The 17,021-nt window shown below is 71.7% G+C and carries 15 protein-coding genes and 1 tRNA gene; 14 read left to right on the forward strand and 2 right to left on the reverse strand.

The window, feature by feature from the left end:
- Positions 1–64 precede the first annotated feature (64 nt).
- Entirely contained in the window at positions 65–664 is a 600-nt protein-coding gene (locus CLV34_RS07790; RefSeq protein ID WP_100349672.1) for a TetR/AcrR family transcriptional regulator, read from the reverse strand.
- 139 nt (positions 665–803) lie between these two features.
- Here CLV34_RS07790 and CLV34_RS07795 point away from each other — a divergent pair.
- From CLV34_RS07795 to CLV34_RS07820, 6 genes are all read left to right on the forward strand, one after another.
- Positions 804–875: transfer RNA gene (locus CLV34_RS07795), tRNA-Gln, on the forward strand.
- A gap of 24 nt (positions 876–899) precedes the next feature.
- Positions 900–2,663, forward strand: coding sequence for a bifunctional UDP-N-acetylglucosamine diphosphorylase/glucosamine-1-phosphate N-acetyltransferase GlmU (gene glmU, locus CLV34_RS07800; RefSeq protein ID WP_281255180.1), 1,764 nt, complete (start codon positions 900–902; stop codon positions 2,661–2,663).
- Entirely contained in the window at positions 2,660–3,646 is a 987-nt protein-coding gene (locus tag CLV34_RS07805; RefSeq protein WP_100349673.1) for a ribose-phosphate diphosphokinase, read from the forward strand. The genes glmU and CLV34_RS07805 overlap by 4 nt, the downstream gene beginning before the upstream one ends.
- A 160-nt stretch (positions 3,647–3,806) precedes the next feature.
- On the forward strand, positions 3,807–4,928 hold the full coding sequence (locus tag CLV34_RS07810; protein ID WP_157803749.1) for a hypothetical protein: 1,122 nt from the start codon (positions 3,807–3,809) through the stop codon (positions 4,926–4,928).
- Entirely contained in the window at positions 4,925–5,296 is a 372-nt protein-coding gene (locus CLV34_RS07815) for a hypothetical protein (protein ID WP_100349675.1), read from the forward strand. Before CLV34_RS07810 ends, CLV34_RS07815 begins: the two co-directional genes overlap by 4 nt.
- A gap of 199 nt (positions 5,297–5,495) precedes the next feature.
- Positions 5,496–5,684 carry a hypothetical protein gene (locus tag CLV34_RS07820; protein ID WP_100349676.1) on the forward strand — a complete coding sequence of 63 codons (189 nt, stop codon included), beginning with the start codon at positions 5,496–5,498 and terminating at the stop codon, positions 5,682–5,684.
- A 45-nt stretch (positions 5,685–5,729) separates the two neighbouring features.
- On the opposite strand, the gene CLV34_RS16560 is transcribed toward CLV34_RS07820, so the two are convergent.
- Positions 5,730–7,877: a hypothetical protein gene (locus CLV34_RS16560; protein ID WP_100349677.1), complete on the reverse strand. Its 2,148-nt coding sequence runs from the start codon at positions 7,875–7,877 to the stop codon at positions 5,730–5,732.
- 126 nt (positions 7,878–8,003) lie between these two features.
- Here CLV34_RS16560 and CLV34_RS07830 point away from each other — a divergent pair, with 126 nt between their 5' ends.
- The 8 genes from CLV34_RS07830 to CLV34_RS07865 all read left to right on the forward strand — a co-directional run bounded on the left by CLV34_RS07830 (position 8,004) and on the right by CLV34_RS07865 (position 16,817).
- Positions 8,004–8,603: a molybdopterin-dependent oxidoreductase gene (locus CLV34_RS07830; RefSeq protein ID WP_100349678.1), complete on the forward strand. Its 600-nt coding sequence runs from the start codon at positions 8,004–8,006 to the stop codon at positions 8,601–8,603.
- 16 nt (positions 8,604–8,619) lie between these two features.
- The gene (locus tag CLV34_RS07835; RefSeq protein ID WP_100349679.1) at positions 8,620–9,552 is read left to right on the forward strand and encodes a ferredoxin reductase domain-containing protein; all 933 of its coding nucleotides are present in this window, start codon (positions 8,620–8,622) and stop codon (positions 9,550–9,552) included.
- Positions 9,553–9,639: 87 nt separating this feature from the next.
- On the forward strand, positions 9,640–10,866 hold the full coding sequence (locus tag CLV34_RS07840; protein ID WP_100349680.1) for a glycosyltransferase family 87 protein: 1,227 nt from the start codon (positions 9,640–9,642) through the stop codon (positions 10,864–10,866).
- Positions 10,867–11,150: 284 nt separating this feature from the next.
- The gene (locus CLV34_RS07845) at positions 11,151–11,762 is read left to right on the forward strand and encodes a 50S ribosomal protein L25/general stress protein Ctc (RefSeq protein WP_100349681.1); all 612 of its coding nucleotides are present in this window, start codon (positions 11,151–11,153) and stop codon (positions 11,760–11,762) included.
- Positions 11,763–11,875: 113 nt separating this feature from the next.
- On the forward strand, positions 11,876–12,481 hold the full coding sequence (gene pth / locus CLV34_RS07850) for an aminoacyl-tRNA hydrolase (protein ID WP_100349682.1): 606 nt from the start codon (positions 11,876–11,878) through the stop codon (positions 12,479–12,481).
- 37 nt (positions 12,482–12,518) lie between these two features.
- Positions 12,519–13,721, forward strand: a complete 1,203-nt coding sequence (locus tag CLV34_RS07855; RefSeq protein WP_100349683.1) for a glycosyltransferase — start codon at positions 12,519–12,521, stop codon at positions 13,719–13,721.
- A 40-nt stretch (positions 13,722–13,761) separates the two neighbouring features.
- Positions 13,762–15,648: a polysaccharide biosynthesis tyrosine autokinase gene (locus CLV34_RS07860; RefSeq protein WP_100349684.1), complete on the forward strand. Its 1,887-nt coding sequence runs from the start codon at positions 13,762–13,764 to the stop codon at positions 15,646–15,648.
- A gap of 35 nt (positions 15,649–15,683) precedes the next feature.
- Positions 15,684–16,817 (forward strand): glycosyltransferase, encoded by a 1,134-nt coding sequence (locus tag CLV34_RS07865; RefSeq protein WP_170044617.1) that lies wholly within the window; start codon positions 15,684–15,686, stop codon positions 16,815–16,817.
- Positions 16,818–17,021 lie beyond the last annotated feature (204 nt).

Consider the following 17,021-nt stretch of genomic DNA (forward strand, 5'->3'; position numbering starts at 1 on the left):
GTTGCCGGGAACGTGCGGTCTGTCAGCCTTCGTCACCGTGTGGTGTCGGCGACATCCGTGCGGATCACGTCGGGGTGGTGAGGTGCGGTCGCTTCTCGAGCCCCGACAGCCCGTTCCAGGCGAGGTTCACGAGGTGCGCGGCGACGTCGGCCTTCTTGGGGCGTCGTGCGTCGAGCCAGTACTGCCCGGTGAGCGCCACCATGCCGACGAGCATCTGCGCGTACAGCGACGAGACGCGCGGGTCGAGGCCGCGGGACCGGAACTGGTCGGCGAGCAGGTGGTCGACCTGGGTCGCGACGTCGCCGATGAGGCTCGAGAACGTGCCGGTGGCCTGGGCGACGGGGGAGTCGCGCACGAGGATGCGGAACCCGTCCTCCGAGTTCTCGATGTAGGTCAGCAGCGCGAGCGAGGCCTGCTCGAGCAGCACCTTGGGGTGGCCGCGGGACGTGAGCGCGCCCGTCAGCGCCGCCGTGAGCGCCTGGACCTCGCGGTCGACGACGACGGCGTAGATGCCCTCCTTGCCACCGAAGTGCTCGTACACCACGGGCTTGGACACCTCGGCGCGCTGCGCGATCTCCTCGACGCTCGTCCCGTCGAAGCCCTTCTCGGCGAACAGGCCACGGCTGACGGCCACGAGCTGCTCGCGTCGCTGGCTGGCCGTCATGCGCGAGCGGGGGGCGCGACGGGACTCGGAGGAGGGCACCTGCCCATTCTGCCGTGTCTGCGCACGGACGCGCCGGTGCGGGACCGGCGGCGGCACCTGGCAGACTAGGGGCGACGAGCCCGCCGTGAGCCGTCGACCATCCGCCTTGGTGTAATCGGCAGCACAAGGGTTTTTGGTGCCCTTGGTCCAGGTTCGAGTCCTGGGGGCGGAGCGTTCACACATGATGGGAGCCAGCGTGACCCAGACCAGCGAAACGACCGCGACCGGGACGACCGCCGACGGGACCGACGAGTCGGGGGCGCCCTCGCTCGCCGCGGTCGTCGTGCTCGCCGCAGGGCAGGGCACCCGGATGCGGTCGACGACCCCGAAGATGCTGCACGAGGTGGGCGGTCGCTCGCTGCTCGGGCACGTGCTGACCGCGACGACGAGCCTCGACGCGCGGCGGACGGCGGTCGTCGTGCGTCACCAGGCCGCGGTGGTGGCCGAGCACGCGCGCGGCTTCCTGCCGGACGCCCTCATCGCCGAGCAGGGCGACGTCATGGGGACGGGGTCCGCGGTCCGGGCGGCGCTGTCCGTGCTGGACGCCGCCGCGCACGCGGAGCAGGCGGCCCGCGGCGTCGTGCCGAACGGTCACGAGGGTCAGGTGCTGGACGACGGCGTCGACGGCGCCGTGCTGGTCGTGGCCGGCGACCTGCCGCTGCTCGACGGCGGGACGCTCACGCAGCTCGTCGCGGCGCACACGGCCGACGGCAACGCGGTGACGGTCCTCACGACCGTCCTGGACGACGCGACAGGCTACGGCCGGGTCGTGCGAGAGCCCGGGACGGGCGACGTGCTGCGCATCGTCGAGCACCGTGACGCGTCCGAGGACGAGCGGGCCATCGGCGAGATCAACTCGTCGGTCTACGTGTTCGACGCCGCCGTGCTGCGGCGCGGCCTGGCGGCGATCACGACGGACAACGCGCAGGGCGAGCTCTACCTGACGGACGTGGTGGCGCACGCGCGGTCCGGCGGCGGCACCGTGCGCGCCGTCATCGTCGACGACCCGTCGACGGTCGAGGGCGTCAACGACCGGGCGCAGCTCGCGGTCCTGGGAGCCGAGCTGAACCGTCGGACGCTGGAGCGCTGGATGGCGGACGGCGTGACGGTCGTCGACCCGCGCACGACGTGGGTCGACGTGGACGTCGAGCTCGCCGAGGACGTCACGATCCTGCCGGGCACGCAGCTCCACGGTGCGACGACGGTCGCGCGCGGTGCGACGGTCGGTCCGGACACCACGCTGCGCGACGTCGAGGTCGGCGAGGACGCGTCGGTCGTCCGCACGCACGCTCTGCTGTCCGTGATCGGGGCGCGCGCGAGCGTCGGCCCGTTCGCGTACCTGCGGCCGGGGTCCGTCCTCGGGGAGGGCGGCAAGATCGGCACGTTCGTCGAGACGAAGAACGCGGACATCGGTGCGGGCGCCAAGGTGCCGCACCTGTCGTACGTGGGTGACGCGACGATCGGCGAGGAGACCAACATCGGCGCCGCGTCGGTGTTCGTGAACTACGACGGAGTCCGCAAGCAGCGGTCGACCATCGGGGCGCACGCGCGCACCGGGGCGGACAACCTGTTCGTCGCGCCGGTGCACGTGGGCGACGGCGCGTACACCGCCGCGGGCTCCGTGATCCGCCAGGACGTGCCCGCGGGCGCGCTCGGCGTGAGCGCGGGGGCGCAGCGCAACATCGAGGGCTGGGTCCAGCGGCGTCGTCCGGGCACCGCGGCCGCCGAGGCCGCGGCGCGGGCCGCCGGGGGCGCGGCGCGGGCCGCCGAGACCGAGCCGGCGGACGGTGCGCCGCGCGCGTCCGTGGCGACGGGCACCCTGCCGGCGCTCGGCGCCCAGGCGATGCGCGAGCTGGACCGGCATGCTGTGGCTGCACAGACTCCGCCGCCGACGTCACCGCACTCGGAGGCGTTGCGCGAGGAGATCACCACCCGCACCGAAGGGGGCACCGACCGATGAGCACGCTGCTGACCGGCGAGAAGAACGGGAAGACGCTGGCTTTCGCGTCGGGGCGGGCGCACCCGAGCCTCGCGCAGGACGTCGCGCGCGAGCTGGGTGTCGACGTGCTCCCGACGACCGCGTACGACTTCGCGAACGGCGAGATCTACGTGCGCTTCGGCGAGTCGGTGCGCGGCGCCGACATGTTCCTCCTGCAGAGCCACACGGCGCCGATCAACCAGTGGATCATGGAGCACCTGCTCATGGTCGACGCCGCGAAGCGCGCCTCGGCGCGCACGATCACGGTCATCATCCCGTTCTACGGGTACGCCCGGCAGGACAAGAAGCACCGTGGTCGTGAGCCGATCTCGGCCCGCCTCGTCGCCGACCTGTTCAAGACCGCCGGTGCGGACCGCATCATGGGCGTCGACCTGCACACCGCGCAGATCCAGGGCTTCTTCGACGGCCCGGTCGACCACCTGTGGGCCATGCCGATCCTCACGGACTACGTGCGCACCCGCGTGGACGTCTCGAACGTCACCGTCGTGTCGCCTGACGCCGGCCGCATCCGCGTCGCGGAGCAGTGGGCCGCGAAGCTCGGCGGCGGCCCCCTCGCGTTCGTGCACAAGACGCGCGACATCTCCCGGCCCAACCAGGCCGTCGCGAACCGCGTCGTCGGTGACGTCGAGGGCAAGGACTGCGTGCTCGTCGACGACCTCATCGACACGGGCGGCACGATCGCGGAGGCCGTCAAGGTCGTCACCGCGGCCGGCGCGAAGTCCGTCATCGTGGCCGCGACGCACGGCGTGCTGTCCGACCCGGCGGCGCAGCGCCTGTCCGAGTGCGGCGCGCGCGAGGTCGTCGTGACCGACACCCTGCCGATCAGCGCGGAGAAGAAGTTCTCCAACCTGACCGTCCTGTCGATCGCCCCCGTGATCGCCCGCGCGATCCGTGAGGTGTTCGACGACGGCTCGGTCACGAGCCTGTTCGACGGCAACTCCTGACCGTCGGAGCGATGGGGAGTAGTCCCCATCGGTCACTGTGTGCTCCCCCGGTACGGTTGCGGGTCATGGGCTGCAGCAGGGGGTTGTGGGTGCGGATGGCGTCGGCTGGAGCGGCCGCGAGGAGTGATCTGCGGTGAGTCGTCCGTCTGATTGGTCGCCGGTGGGTCTGGATATCGATCCGACTCCGGGTGATCCGGTGCTGGTGCTGGCGGGTGGGCGGGACTACCTGGATGTCGCGTCGGCTATTGATGATGCGGCGTCGGCTCTGGACCGGTTGTCGGTCGACGGGACGGTGTCGGCGGCGGTGGATGCGGTGATGGACCGCAAGGAAGATGTCATCGCTGACATCCGCAAGGCGCACTGCCGGTACGAGGCGGCGGGGAACGCGTTGGTGTCGTATGCGGGGGTGCTGGACCGGGTCCAGTCGGACACCCTGGCGGCGTTGAACACGGCGATCACCGCGTTGGACGACTCTGCGGCCGCGACCGGGACCAAGTCGCGGTGGCAGCAGCTCGCGGACGACGCCACCGACCCGCACGAGAAGACCGTTTACCAGCACAAGGCCGATCTTGCGGGCGACCGGGTCTCCGCGGCGCACGGTGCGGTCAACGCGGCGAAGGGCGACATCGACACCGCCGTCCACGATCGTGACCGGGCGGCGGACAACGCGATCTCCCAGATCGAGGAGATCACCTCTCATGATGATCTGAACGACTCCTGGTGGGACAACTGGGGTTCCAAGGTCGTCGCCGCCATCGCGGACATCGCCGATGTCATCTCCCTGGTCACCGCCGCAGACGGTGACTCACCGGCGGGCACGACTCGTCTCGCCGCCATCGACCTCGATGACCGCCACGAGACCGTCTACAACATCCACGTCCACACCCACCACACCTACTACGTCCTCGCCGGCACCATCCCGGTCCTCGTCCACAACGCCGCCGGGCACGACGAGGCAGCTCGGGAGGCAGCCAAGAAGGCGGCCAACGACGTCATTACCAACGTCAAGGGCGCGAGCGGCAAGGACATCGATGAGGTCCGCGGGATGATCCCCGCTGACTGGTCTGCCACGACGCCGAAGAAGGTTCCGCCAGGAGGCACTGCGACGAAGTACGAACCACCGATCAAGAACACCGGACAGCAGATCATCTACGAGAGCGGCTGGCCGGGGCATCCTGACCCGCTTCACACAGGGCCCTACCTGCGGGTCAGCGACGGCCGTGGGGCGCCGGTCCGTGTCCCCTTGGCAGGGAATCCAACGCTGGCAGGAGGTTCACAGTGAACGCAGCGGAGATCGACATCCTGTGGCTCGGGTACGAGGACGTCTCGGGTCTCTGGGAGGTGACGTGGGGGGACGACGACGGTACCGAACCGTCTCGCACAGCGCGTCGTGGCGACCTGTTCGTGACCCTCCTCTCCGACGGCCTGATCGACGTGACCACCGGGCCGCCATCCGCCGACTTCGACGCGGCGCACCACCTGGCCCCTGACGAAGTCCGTGAGCTCCTGCGCGATCCTCGCTCGTGGCGTGGCCCACAGCTGGACGACGACGGACAGCACGTGCTGCTCTTCCGGACCACCGAGGCGGGACTCGCCGCCTACCGTGCGGCGACGGGGTGGAGAGCTGGCGGCGCGGAACCTCGGGGCTGAGGTCAGGCGTGTGAAGAGCTGCAGTAGACGGCGTTGTAGCTGTGCATCGCGGGGTCATCCGTTGCGTCGAATCGCTGGGTGCCCTTGCGCCGGATGACGAGCGACGACAGATTGTCAGTGGCGCGTCATCACGCCGGCAGCTCGATCGTCAGGGCCCACTGAACCTCCCGCCCCGTAGGGCGTCGTCGAGGCGTTCTGCGTGAACGAGACCGCGGAGACTGTCGTGGGGCTCCGGTCCGGCGTCGCCGAGCTGCTGTCGAGCGGTTCCGACCAGGCGCGGATGCGGGAGATCTGGCTCCGCCGCGGACGTGCGGACTGGAATCCGACGACTGACGGCTGGGCGAGCGTCCGCGCCTGGTTCGAAGCCGTCGAGCAGGTGGTGTCGTGATGCGTCCCGAGCGCTTCGCCCCAGCCGCCTGAGCCTGGGGATCCTTCACGCCAGCCCCTGGACCACTTCCGGCACCCGGGCGTCACGAGCGGCCACCTCGGGATGGAGGACGGCGACCCGGTGCGTCCACCGGTCGAGCCTGTCCGCGAGGTGGACGGCGTCGTGCTCGCCGTACGGGGTGGTGCGTCCCGTGACCACGTCGACGAGGGTGGCGACGAGGTCCGACCTCCCGGTCTCGTCCGCGACCGCTGCGGCGAGCGCCGCCGTCGACAGGATCGTGGTGGGCGTGAGCGCGTGCAGGACCTCGACCGCCCAGGGGACGAGGGCGTCGTCGTCCGTGAGCGACGCGGCCAGCACCGCCACGTCCTGGATCGCGACCACCTCTGCGGTCGCGGCGCCGAGCAGCATGCCCAGGTCGCGGGCGGACGTGCGGCGGAGCGCGACGGCCGACGTGAGCGCCGCGCCACGCAGCCGGTCGGCGAACGGCGCGAGGAGTGGCAGACCCAGCAGGTCCGTCCGACGGTCCGCACCGAACGCCGTGCGGAACTCGTCCGTGGACCGCAGCCCCTCGAGCTGCGGGTCGTGCCACATCCAGGCGTCCAACGACGGCGCGGCCTGGGCGAGCCGCAGCGCGCCGACGGCACGGTCGACCATCGACGTCGACGGCTCGTCGCAGTACGTCGCGATGGCGCACGCGAGCGTGTAGTAGCCCTTGGGGCTGCGCGCCAGCCCGTCCGCCGCCGACTCGGGGTCGAGGTCGGGCAGGGTCCCGTCCCGCTGCGACCTCCCCAGCCCGCTGCGTCGCTTCATCGCCTTCAGGGTGCGACGGTCGTCCGGGTCGTCCGGGTCGTCCGGTCGGTACCGGGCGCGGTCCACGACGAGCCGGACGAGCGGTGCGGCGCACCCTCGAAGGTCGTCGAAGAGGGCGGGCGCGGGCATCCCGGACGACCGTGGCGGCCGGGAACCCCACCAGGCGTGCCTGCTCGTGGCCTCCGCCTCGATCTCGGCGAGCCGGCGGACCAGGTCCATGGCGTCCTCGGAGTCCTGCGGCGTGAACGCGACGCCGCTCAGCGTGCCGTCGACGCCGACCGACGACCTCGCGAAGGCCGCGTTCACGTCGACGCTCAGTCGCGTGTACATCGCCCGGAGCGCCAGCGAGCGGTACTCGTCCCCGTCGAGCCGGTGCGCGAGCACCTCGGTGAGCCACCCCCGGTACGCGCGCAACACGGCCGGGTCCTGCGTGTAGCGCATGGTGACGTTGTGGTAGGCGAGCTGCGCGAGCCAGTTCCCGGGGTCGCGCTCGAGGGCACGGGCGAGGATCCGTGCCTGCTCGTCGCGGTCGTCCTGGAAATCGGTCGTGGCGACGTAGTGCAGGCCGAGGCTGCGCCAGTCCGTCGTGCCGCACAACCCGCGGAACTTGTCCGGGTACGACCGGGCCATCGCCGTCATGACCGCCGCGGCGGCGAACCGCTGCAGGTCGCCCCCGACGTCGAGCACCTTGCGGTCGACGACGGCTGCGCCCTTCTGGCGCCCGTTGCGCGTCACGGTCACGGCCAGGGTGTCCTCGTCCACGATGTCCACCAGCGCGCGCCAGGGCGACGACCCGAGGACCGCCTGCACCAGGCCGAGCGCGAGCTGCGCCAGCTTGCCCTGGGGCAGGTCGCCGATCACGCCGGCGAGGCTGCTGACGTCGGAGCCGCGGGGGACCTCGAGGCCGCGGGGCGCGCTCGCACCGAGGTCGGCCAGGAGGGCCGTGATGTGCGCGGACGACGTGGACGCGTCCGACCCGTCGGGCGCGGTCACCGTGACCGTGAGGCGCAGCCGGGTCGCGAGCCACCAGGCACCGAGGACGATCGCCCCGGCGGCCAGCACGATCCCCGCCAGGACGACCTGTCCGCCGCGCGCCGCCGTCCCGAACGTCAGGAGCGCGGCCGAGCCGAGCGCGAGGACGGCGGCGGACGTCGCGGTGCGGCTGCGCTCCTGCAGCGGGGGCCAGTCCGGTGCCACGATCACGAGCAGGCGGGCCAGGCCCGCGATCACCGCCAGGACGACGAGCGCCGCGAGAGCCACCTGACCCAGCGGCTGCAGGTCGTGCGTCAGGAAGGACTGCCACTGGGCGTACAACGACTCGGGTGTCGTTCCCGTCGCGGCACCCGGGATCGGGTCGCGCAGACGGTCAGGGGCGAGCTGCATCGGAACCTCCGGGCACCGAGCGGCAGCGGCAGGGGGCGTCGCTGCTCACCTGGACGGAGGGCAGCCGGCGGCGGCGTGATACGCGTTCGCCGCGCCGGAGCCCGGACAGGCTCCTAGCCTCGGAGCATGGGCGTCGTCACCCCCGGGTTCCACGGCCGGCCGCGACCGCACGGCGTCGCGCTCCCGCCCGGCCAGTACGTCGAGCAGGGCTTTCCCGTGCTGTCCGCCGGTCCCACCCCGAACGTGCACCTCGACCGGTGGAGGTTCGAGGTCGTCACCGAGCGCGGCGACCGGCAGGGGTGGACCTGGGACGAGTTCCTCGCCCTCCCGCAGGAGACGTTCACCACCGACATCCACTGCGTCACCCGGTGGTCGAAGTTCGGGACCCGGTGGACCGGGGTGTCGCTCGACACCCTGCTCGCCGACGTCGAGTCCATGGCCGATTACGCCATGGCGGGCTCCTACGGCGGGTACACCACCAACGTGCCCGTGCAGGACCTCCTCGGGGGCAAGGCGTGGGTCGTCCACGCGTACGACGACAAGCCGCTCCCCGCCGAGCACGGCGGACCGGCGCGCCTGCTCGTCCCGCACCTCTACCTCTGGAAGTCCGCGAAGTGGGTCCGGTCGCTTGAGCTGATGCTCACCGACCGGCACGGGTTCTGGGAAGGCCTCGGCTACCACGACCACGGCGACCCGTGGCACGAGCAGCGCTACCAAGGCGACTGACGGGGCGACGGACCAGATGACGGAGACGGCACTGCGCCTCGGGGCGCGCGTCGGGCCCCTGCCCGGGTGGCAGCTCGCGACGCTCGTCGACGCGTGGGACGAGAGCCCGTCCGCGCGCACGCTCGTGCTCGAGGTGCCGACGTGGCCCGGGCACCTGGCCGGGCAGCACCTCGACGTCCGGCTCACGGCGGAGGACGGGTACCGGGCGGAGCGGTCGTACTCGATCGGGGCCGGGGCCGGGGCCGGGATCGCAACGGTGGTTGAGGGGTCGGGGTCGTCGCGCGCGGGCTACCATCCGGCGCCTCGTTCCTCGGCGCCTCCCGCCAGCCCCGCCACGCCCGCGCGCGACGACCCCGACCCCGCCCTCTCGACGGACGTGCCGCGGGTCGAGATCACCGTGCAGCGGGTGCCCGGCGGGGAGGTGTCCGGGTACCTGACCGACCCGGTGGAAGGGTTCCGGGTGGGGTACCCCGTCGAGGTGCGAGGACCGGTGGGCGGCTGGTTCGTGTGGGACCCCGACGACACGGACCCGATGGTCGCCGGGCGGCCCGTGCTGCTCGTCGCGGGCGGGTCCGGGGTCGTGCCGCTCATGGCGATGGTGCGCGCCCGGCGGGCGGCCCGGTCGCGCGTGCCGTTCCGGCTCGTCTACTCGGTGCGCACACCTGACGACCGTCTCTACGTCGACGAGCTCACGCGGCCGCGGGCGGGGGACCAGGGACTCGACATCACCGTCGTCCACACGCGGGCGGCGCCGCTCGACGCGCGCCGCGGCCCCGGACGCCTGACGCCCGCCGAGCTCGCGGCGCACGGGTGGCCCGCCGACCTCGAGCCCGTCTGCTACGTGTGCGGGCCGACGCCGTTCGTCGAGGTCGTCGCGCGCATGCTCTTGTTGCAGGGGCACGCGCCCGAAAGGATCCGCACCGAGCGCTTCGGCCCGGCGGGGGACTGAGTGCACCGAGCCGTCACCGACGGAATTCGCCCATCGATTCCCCCCCCGGCCCTATCCGCACCGCCCGGTCGTCTCTAGTCTCGAGGCATGCCCGCGCGCGCCTTCCGAGACATCGCGGTGGTAGCCCTCTGGACGCTCGCGCTTCTTGCCGCGGGCATTCTGTCGGCGGTGCGATTTCACGCGACCGTGGTGGATCCGACGTCCGGGATCGATCTTCATGTGTTCCTGACCGCAGCGCAGCAGGTGGCTTCCGGCGGAGATCCCTACGACGCGAAGGACTATGTCTATTCGCCTCTGCTGGCGGTGCTGCTTGCTCCGTTCTCGGGGAGCACTCTCACGCGGGTGATCCCCGCGTGGACCGCGATCAGCATCGCCGCATCGATCGGCACCGTCGCGGTCGTGCTTGCCCTCGTCTGGTCACGGATCGGCCGTGTCATGCGTCCGACGCTGGCTCTTGTGGGCGTCGTGACCACGCTGTGGAGCTATCCGGCGACGTTCGTCCTGTGGTTCGGCCAGGTCGACTTCATCGTCTCTCTGATCATCGCGGTGTCGGTTGCTTCGGGTGTTGCCGGTCGGGCGGCGTGGTCAGGGGTCATGGCGGGTGTGGCTGCCGCTGCCAAGTCATGGCCAGGGGCTGAGGTCCTCTGGTATCTCAGGCGAGGCGCGCAGGGGCGGCGGCGCTCTCTCGTCGGATTTGTCGTGGTGGTCGCGGCCGTTGCCGTGCTCACCTGTGTCGGGCTCGGAACGAGCGCACTTCGGGAGTGGATCGCTGTCACGGTGGGTGCGCGGTCGCAGCCCCTCTCGTCCTTCTCGGCATGGGGTGTGGGGCGCGATCTCTTCTCTGACTCGGGTGTGCTCGCCACACCGGTCGCTGTGTCGCCGGCCATGCGGCTGGGGGCGACGCTCGTCGTGACCGCAGGCGTCGTCGCGCTGCTGGTTCTTGCGATGCGGAGGCCCGGTGACGCTGCGCTCGCCGCGTGGAACATTCTGGGCTGCGTGCTGCTCCTGATGCCCGTGTCTCACTTGACGTATCGGGTCTACCTGCTTCCGATGATCTGGCTGTGGCTGGTGCAGCGTGACCGGCTCCCGCGTGCGGAGTGGCTGACAGCGCTCGGCATCGTGGGAGTGTCCTGGTTGGTCGGCTACAGGACCGCGACCGGCGATCCGGGGCACGTCACGGTGGGGCCGTTCGTGACGGTGCTTGCGGCTAACCTGCTGATGGTCACGGCGTCCGTCATCGGAGCGTCCCGCATGGTGGATATGCGTTGCTCGGACACGCGGGTTTCGTCGGACGGGGCCGGACGGGTAGGCTAGTGGGGTTGCCTCGGCGAGGGACGTCTGACGGGCCGGGTTGAACCAGGGCCCGTCAATCACCACAAGATCGAACACCCGGACGTGTTTCCGGGCGTTCGGCGTCCGTGATCGACACAGGCGGCGTGCCCGCGCGCGTCCGTCATGCGTCCCGCGCCGATGCAGCCGCCGTCCGGACGGACGACCACGGCAGCACCCTCTCTGCGCGCCGCGGACCACCGCCCACCGGACGAAGCCGTCCGTACCCCACTGTCGGTCGGCCCGCACAGAACTGCTGGAGACTGCACATGTCCGAGACCAAGCTCACCGCCGAGACCCGCACCGAGTTCGGCAAGGGTGCCGCCCGCCGTCTGCGCCGCGCGCACCAGATCCCCGCGGTCGTCTACGGCCACGGCTCCGCGCCGCTCCACGTCGCCCTCCCGGGCCACGAGACGATGCTCGCGCTCAAGCACCACAGCAACGCGCTGCTCGAGCTCGACGTCGACGGCAAGGACATCCTCGCGATCGCGAAGGACGTCCAGGTCGAGCCGGTCCGCAACGTCATCGAGCACATCGACCTCATCATCGTGAAGAAGGGCGAGAAGATCGTCGTCGACGTCCCCGTCGTCGTCGAGGGCGAGGCCGCCCCGGGCACCACGACCCTGCAGGACGCCAACACCCTCTCCGTCGAGGCCGAGGCGACCCACCTGCCCGAGTCGCTCTCCGTCTCCGTCGAGGGCCTCGAGGCGGGCGCGAAGGTCACCGCCGGCGAGCTCGAGCTCCCGAAGGGCGTCACCCTGCTGTCCGACGCCGAGACCCTCGTCGTCGCCGTCAACGAGGCGTTCGTCGAGCCCGCCGAGGACGAGGCCGCCGACGCCGCCGAGGCCGCTCCCGCCGCCGAGGAGACCGAGGAGGCCTGAGCCTCCCCGCTCCGCCGCACGGCGCAGCACCCGCACGAGCGCCCGGTACCCTCGCGGTACCGGGCGCTCGGCGCGTCACGACCCTTCCACGAACACCGAAGAGAGGTGCGAGCATGGCGGACCGCTGGCTCGTCGTCGGGCTCGGCAACCCGGGCACGAAGTACGCCGGGAACCGGCACAACGTCGGGCAGATGGTGCTCGACGAGCTCGCCCGCCGCGTCGGCGCGCCGTTCAAGGCGCACTCCGGCGCGCACGGCCTCGCCGTCGCCGCGGAGGGACGCCTCGGGACGCTGCCCGGCGGCGCCCCCGGCCCGCGCGTCGTCCTCGCCAAGCCCACCTCGTACATGAACACGTCGGGCGGCGCCGTGAGCGCCCTCGCGAAGTACTACGACGTCGCACCCGAGAACGTCGTCATGGTGCACGACGAGCTCGACATCCCGTTCGGCGACGTCAAGCTCAAGATCGGCGGCGGCGAAGGCGGCCACAACGGGCTCCGCGACACCACGAAGGCACTCGGCACCAAGGACTACGTGCGGGTGAGAGTTGGCGTCGGACGCCCCCCGGGGCGCATGGACGCGGCAGACTACGTGCTCAAGGACTTCGCCGCGGTCGAGAAGAAGGAACTCCCGTTCCTCCTCGACGACGCCGCCGACGCCGTCGAGATGCTCGTCACGCAGGGGTTGCTCGCGGCGCAGGGGAAGTTCCACACGAAGGCCTGACAGGTCGCAGCCGCGGCCCGACACCGACAGGAGCCGCATGACCGACGGGGTGGCGCTCGCCCACGACTACGCGACGCAGCGTGGGGGAGCGGAACGCGTCGCCCTGCTGCTCGCGCAGGCGTTCCCCGGCTCACCGCTGTACACGACGCTGTACGACCCGGCGGGGACGTTCCCGGAGTTCGGGTCGCTCGACGTGCGGCCCGGGCCCCTGAACCGTGTCGCCCCGCTGCGGCACCACCACCGTGCCGCGCTGCCGTTCCTCGCCCCCGCCGTGTCCACCCAGAAGGTCGACGCCGACGTGCTCGTCGCGAGCTCCACCGGCTGGGCCCACGGCTACCGCGGCGCCCGGCGCACCGTCGTGTACTGCCACGCGCCCGCCCGCTGGCTCTACCAGCGCGACAAGTACCTCTCGGGAGACGCCGGGGCGCGCGTCGCCGACCGCGCCCGGCACGCCGTCGCCGGCGCCGCGCTCGGGGTGCTCGCCTCACCGCTGCGCGCCTGGGACCGCCGCGCCGCCGCGCACGCCGACGTCTACCTCGTGAACTCGACCGTCACGCAGCGCGCGGTGCGGGCCGCGTACGGCATCGAGGCCGAGGTGCTCGCGCCGCCGCCCGCGCTGCTCCCCACCGGCGACGGCGCCGCGCCCGCCCGCGCGGTCGACGGCATCGCGCCCGGCTACGTCCTCTGCGTCGCCAGGCTGCTCCCGTACAAGAACGTCGACCTCGTCCTCGACGCCGTGGGACGGCTCGGCGACCGGCGGCTCGTCGTCGTCGGCGACGGACCGGACCGCGCCCGGCTCGAGGGCCTCGCCCGCGCCGCCGGGAACGTGCCCGCCACGTCCGACGGGTCCGGCGGCGGGGCGCTGCCCGGGGCCGGCGAGCCGCGCGTCCGACTCCTCGGACGGGTCGACGACGCCGAGCTGCGGTGGCTCTACGAGAACGCCGGCCTGCTCGCCGCCGCGTCCTACGAGGACTACGGGCTCTCACCGCTCGAAGCCGGCGCCTTCGGCGTCCCCACCGTGGCCCTCCGGGACGGCGGCTACCTCGACACCGTCGCCGACGGCGTCAACGGGGTGTTCTTCGACGCGCCGGATCCTGTGGAGATCGCGTCGGCACTCGACCGGGCCACCACGGTCGCGTGGGATGATCAGGCGCTCGCGGCGCACGTCGCACGATTCGGGACCGGGCGATTTCTGGACAAGATCCGCGCGGTCGTCGAACAGCAGCGTCATGATGGGTGAGCGGGACAACCCGCGAACGGTCTCGGGAGGCAGGTAGCGCGTGACGGTTCGGGAGTTCCTCCGCACGGTGTGGGACGGCAAGTGGTACGTCCTCGCGGCGGTGGTGATCGTGGTGTTCGCGGCGCTGGTGTACCTCAACCGTCAGGTGACGACGTACCAGGCCACCGCCACGGTGACACTGGCGACCTCGGACTCCGGGTCGGGAGAGAGCGACACGACCGTCAGCGTGAACAGCGACCCGACGATCGTGACGTCGCCCGAGGTGTCCCAGGCAGCTGCCAAGAAGCTTGGCGTGTCCGACCCGTCGCAGATCGACGCCACCGTCTCGGCGTCCTCGGACGGCACCACGACCACGATCCAGGCGGAGTCGGGCGACCCGGCGACGGCGACTGCGGTGGCGAACGCCTTCGCCTCCGCCTACGTCGGATACCTCCCCAAGGTCGTCGACGAGCAGGTCGCCACCATCGACCAGCGGCTGGACGTCCTGAGCGCCCAGCTCGACGACGCCAACTCCACTCTCAAGAGCCACCCGAACGACCCGATCGCAGGGCCGACCAAGACGGCGATCACGAAGCAGATTTCCGCCTACACCGGGCAGAAGGTGTCGTACGCGTCACTCGATCCGGCGGGCCAAGTCACCGGGCCTGCGGGCGGCGCGATGCCACTCGGCCTCGGAACGCCGACGGTGCTCGCGCTCTCGTTGCTCGCCGGTCTGGCTGCCGGCGTGGGGCTGGCGCTGGCGCGACGTGCGGTTGACTTCCGACTTCGTGACTCCGCCCAGGCCGGCGAGGTCGCACACGCTCCCGTGCTCGCGGAGCTCGACGGAGTCCGTCGGGCGCTCAGGCAGGCCGAGCACCACGGTCGGCTGCCCGTCGCAACTCGATTCGCCACGCCGTACACCGAGTCGATTCGTGAGCTGCGGACCGCAGTCCAGGTGGGTATCGGCCATCCGGAGAGCATGGTCGTCGTCGTCACCGCGTCGGACCCGAGCGTCCCGAAGGCGTTCGTCGCGGCCAACCTGGCAGCGTCGTGGGCGTTGTCGGGGCGTTCCACGATCGCGGTGTCCGCCGATCTCCGACGGCCCGAGCTGGACGACATCCTGCCTGCCCCGGGGGAAGCAGAAGAGAAGAGTGCGGGACTGCGCTCCACTCAGGTGGCCGGTCTCCAGCTGTTCGCCCTGCCGGACCAAGGGCTCGACCCCGCGGACTATCTCGCGACCTCGCAGGTCCGAGACCTGATCGAGTCGCTACGCGACGACGCCGACGTCGTCGTGATCGACGCTCCACCCGTACTCGCTGCGGCGGACGCCGCGATCCTGGGGAACTACGCCGACGGTGTGGTCCTCGTGACGAACGTCGGCAGGACCGACGAGGCGGTGCTCGCAGCGGCTGCTCAGCGTCTGCGCGTCAACAACGTGCCTCTGACAGGTCTCGCTGTCGCCGGCGTGACGAGCTCGCGCCGGATGACTTATGCGGCTACCTACGGGACGCTGAACGAGGCCGACCACGACGCCGAGACGCCAGAGGCTCCGGCAGCGCGCCACCAGGGCCCAGGGGATGTCGCCAACACCGTCGCCACCCTCGTCCCGTCCGAGGGAGAGACAGAGGTGGAGAACACCACTGACGCCGAGACGCCGCCCGAGCGCGTGACGGTTCGCCAGCCGGTCAACCCGAGCGAAGCGGTCGAGAGTGGGTCGCGGAAGCTGCCCGACGGCCGAGTCGGGGACGCCACGCGTGATGGGGACGCAGGCCCGCCCGGGATCCATCCCTCGGCGCCCCGCGCGCGGCCCGCAGTCACGTCGATACGCACGGTGGCGCCGACCACGATGCGCGCCCCGAACCGCATCCGACCGGCGTGGAGCCCCGTGCAGAGCCCAGTCCCTGGGGGGCCCGACCCTGCGGGCGCCTCCTCGCCAGGTGAGGAGTGAGCGCGCCGTCCGAGCCGCGTCCCCTTCGTGTGGTCGTGATCGACCACACGGCGAAGCCCGGGGGAGCGGAGCTGGCACTCGTGCGCCTCTGTCGTCATCTGGACAGCAGGGAGTTCCAAGTCCGCGCCGTCCTGTTCGAGGAGGGCCCGCTCATCGGGCTCCTGGATGCCGCGGGCGTCCCGGTCGATGTCGTCCACCTCGACGCGGCAGTCCGGAAGCGCTCCCGAGGCGACCTTGGATCCGTCGCGGCGCTTCGCGCGTCGCTCGACCTCCCGGCCTTCGTCGTGAGATTGTCACGCGTCGTGCGTGAGCTCGATCCCGACGTCGTGCACACGACGTCGCTCAAGGCGGACGTCCTGGGCGGTGCTGCGGGACGGCTCGCCGGCCGTCCGGTGGTCTGGTACCTGCACGACCGGATCGCGGACGACTACCTTCCTCGCCCCGTGGTCAGGATCCTTCGCGTGCTGGCGCGCCACGTCCCGCGGCGCCTGATCGTGAACTCCCGGGCGACGTCGGACACGGTGGGACGGCGCGACGCGGTGGTGGCATATCCGGGCCTCGAACCGTCGCAGGTCGCTGCGCTCGCGCCCGCTCGCGCTGGGACACCTCTGGTGGGCATCGTCGGGCGAATCGGACCCACGAAGGGCCAGCTGGAGTTCGTCCGAGCTGCCCAGCGGGTGCTCGACGCGGCCCCTGCGGCGCGCTTCGTGATCGCGGGTGCGCCGCTGTTCGGGGCCGAGGACTACGCGCGTGCCGTGGAGGAGGAGATCAACGTCCTCGGCTTGTCGGATCGGATCGAGCTGCTGGGACATGTCGACGCCGTGTCCGTGCTGCTCGACCGACTCGCGGTGCTGGTGCACGCCTCACCCGTCCCGGAGCCCTTCGGGCAGGTGGTGGTCGAGGCGATGGCCCGATCCGTCCCGGTGGTCGCTACCGACCGTGGGGGCGTGCCCGAGATCCTCCGCGACGGAGCGGAGCTTCTCGGGGAGCTCGTCGAGCCTGGGGACGTTGACGCGATCGCGGCGGCCGTCGTCCGTATCCTCGGCGACCCGGACGGTGCGGCGAAGCGCGCGGACCGAGCCCGCGAATCAGTGGTCCGGCGGTTCTCCGTCGCCCAGACCGCGCGGGTCGTCGAGCGCGTCTGGGAGGACGCAGCCCGAGGCCGCTAGGTTCCCGGGCGAGCCGGGCGAGAGCGACCCCGGACGTGATTCACCCGGACGCGCGTGCCTGCCGCCCCCGATCCGGCCCTAGGCTATGTCGCATCTCTCGCAGTGCGCCGTTCCATGGAGGTCATCGTGTCGCCGAGGTCGGCCTCCCGCCGCATCACAACTAGAACCCATGTCGTCGCGTCGGCCCGACACGTGCGGAACACG

Origin of the sequence: Luteimicrobium subarcticum (assembly GCF_002798015.1) — a bacterium.
Taxonomy (GTDB): domain Bacteria; phylum Actinomycetota; class Actinomycetes; order Actinomycetales; family Cellulomonadaceae; genus Luteimicrobium; species Luteimicrobium subarcticum.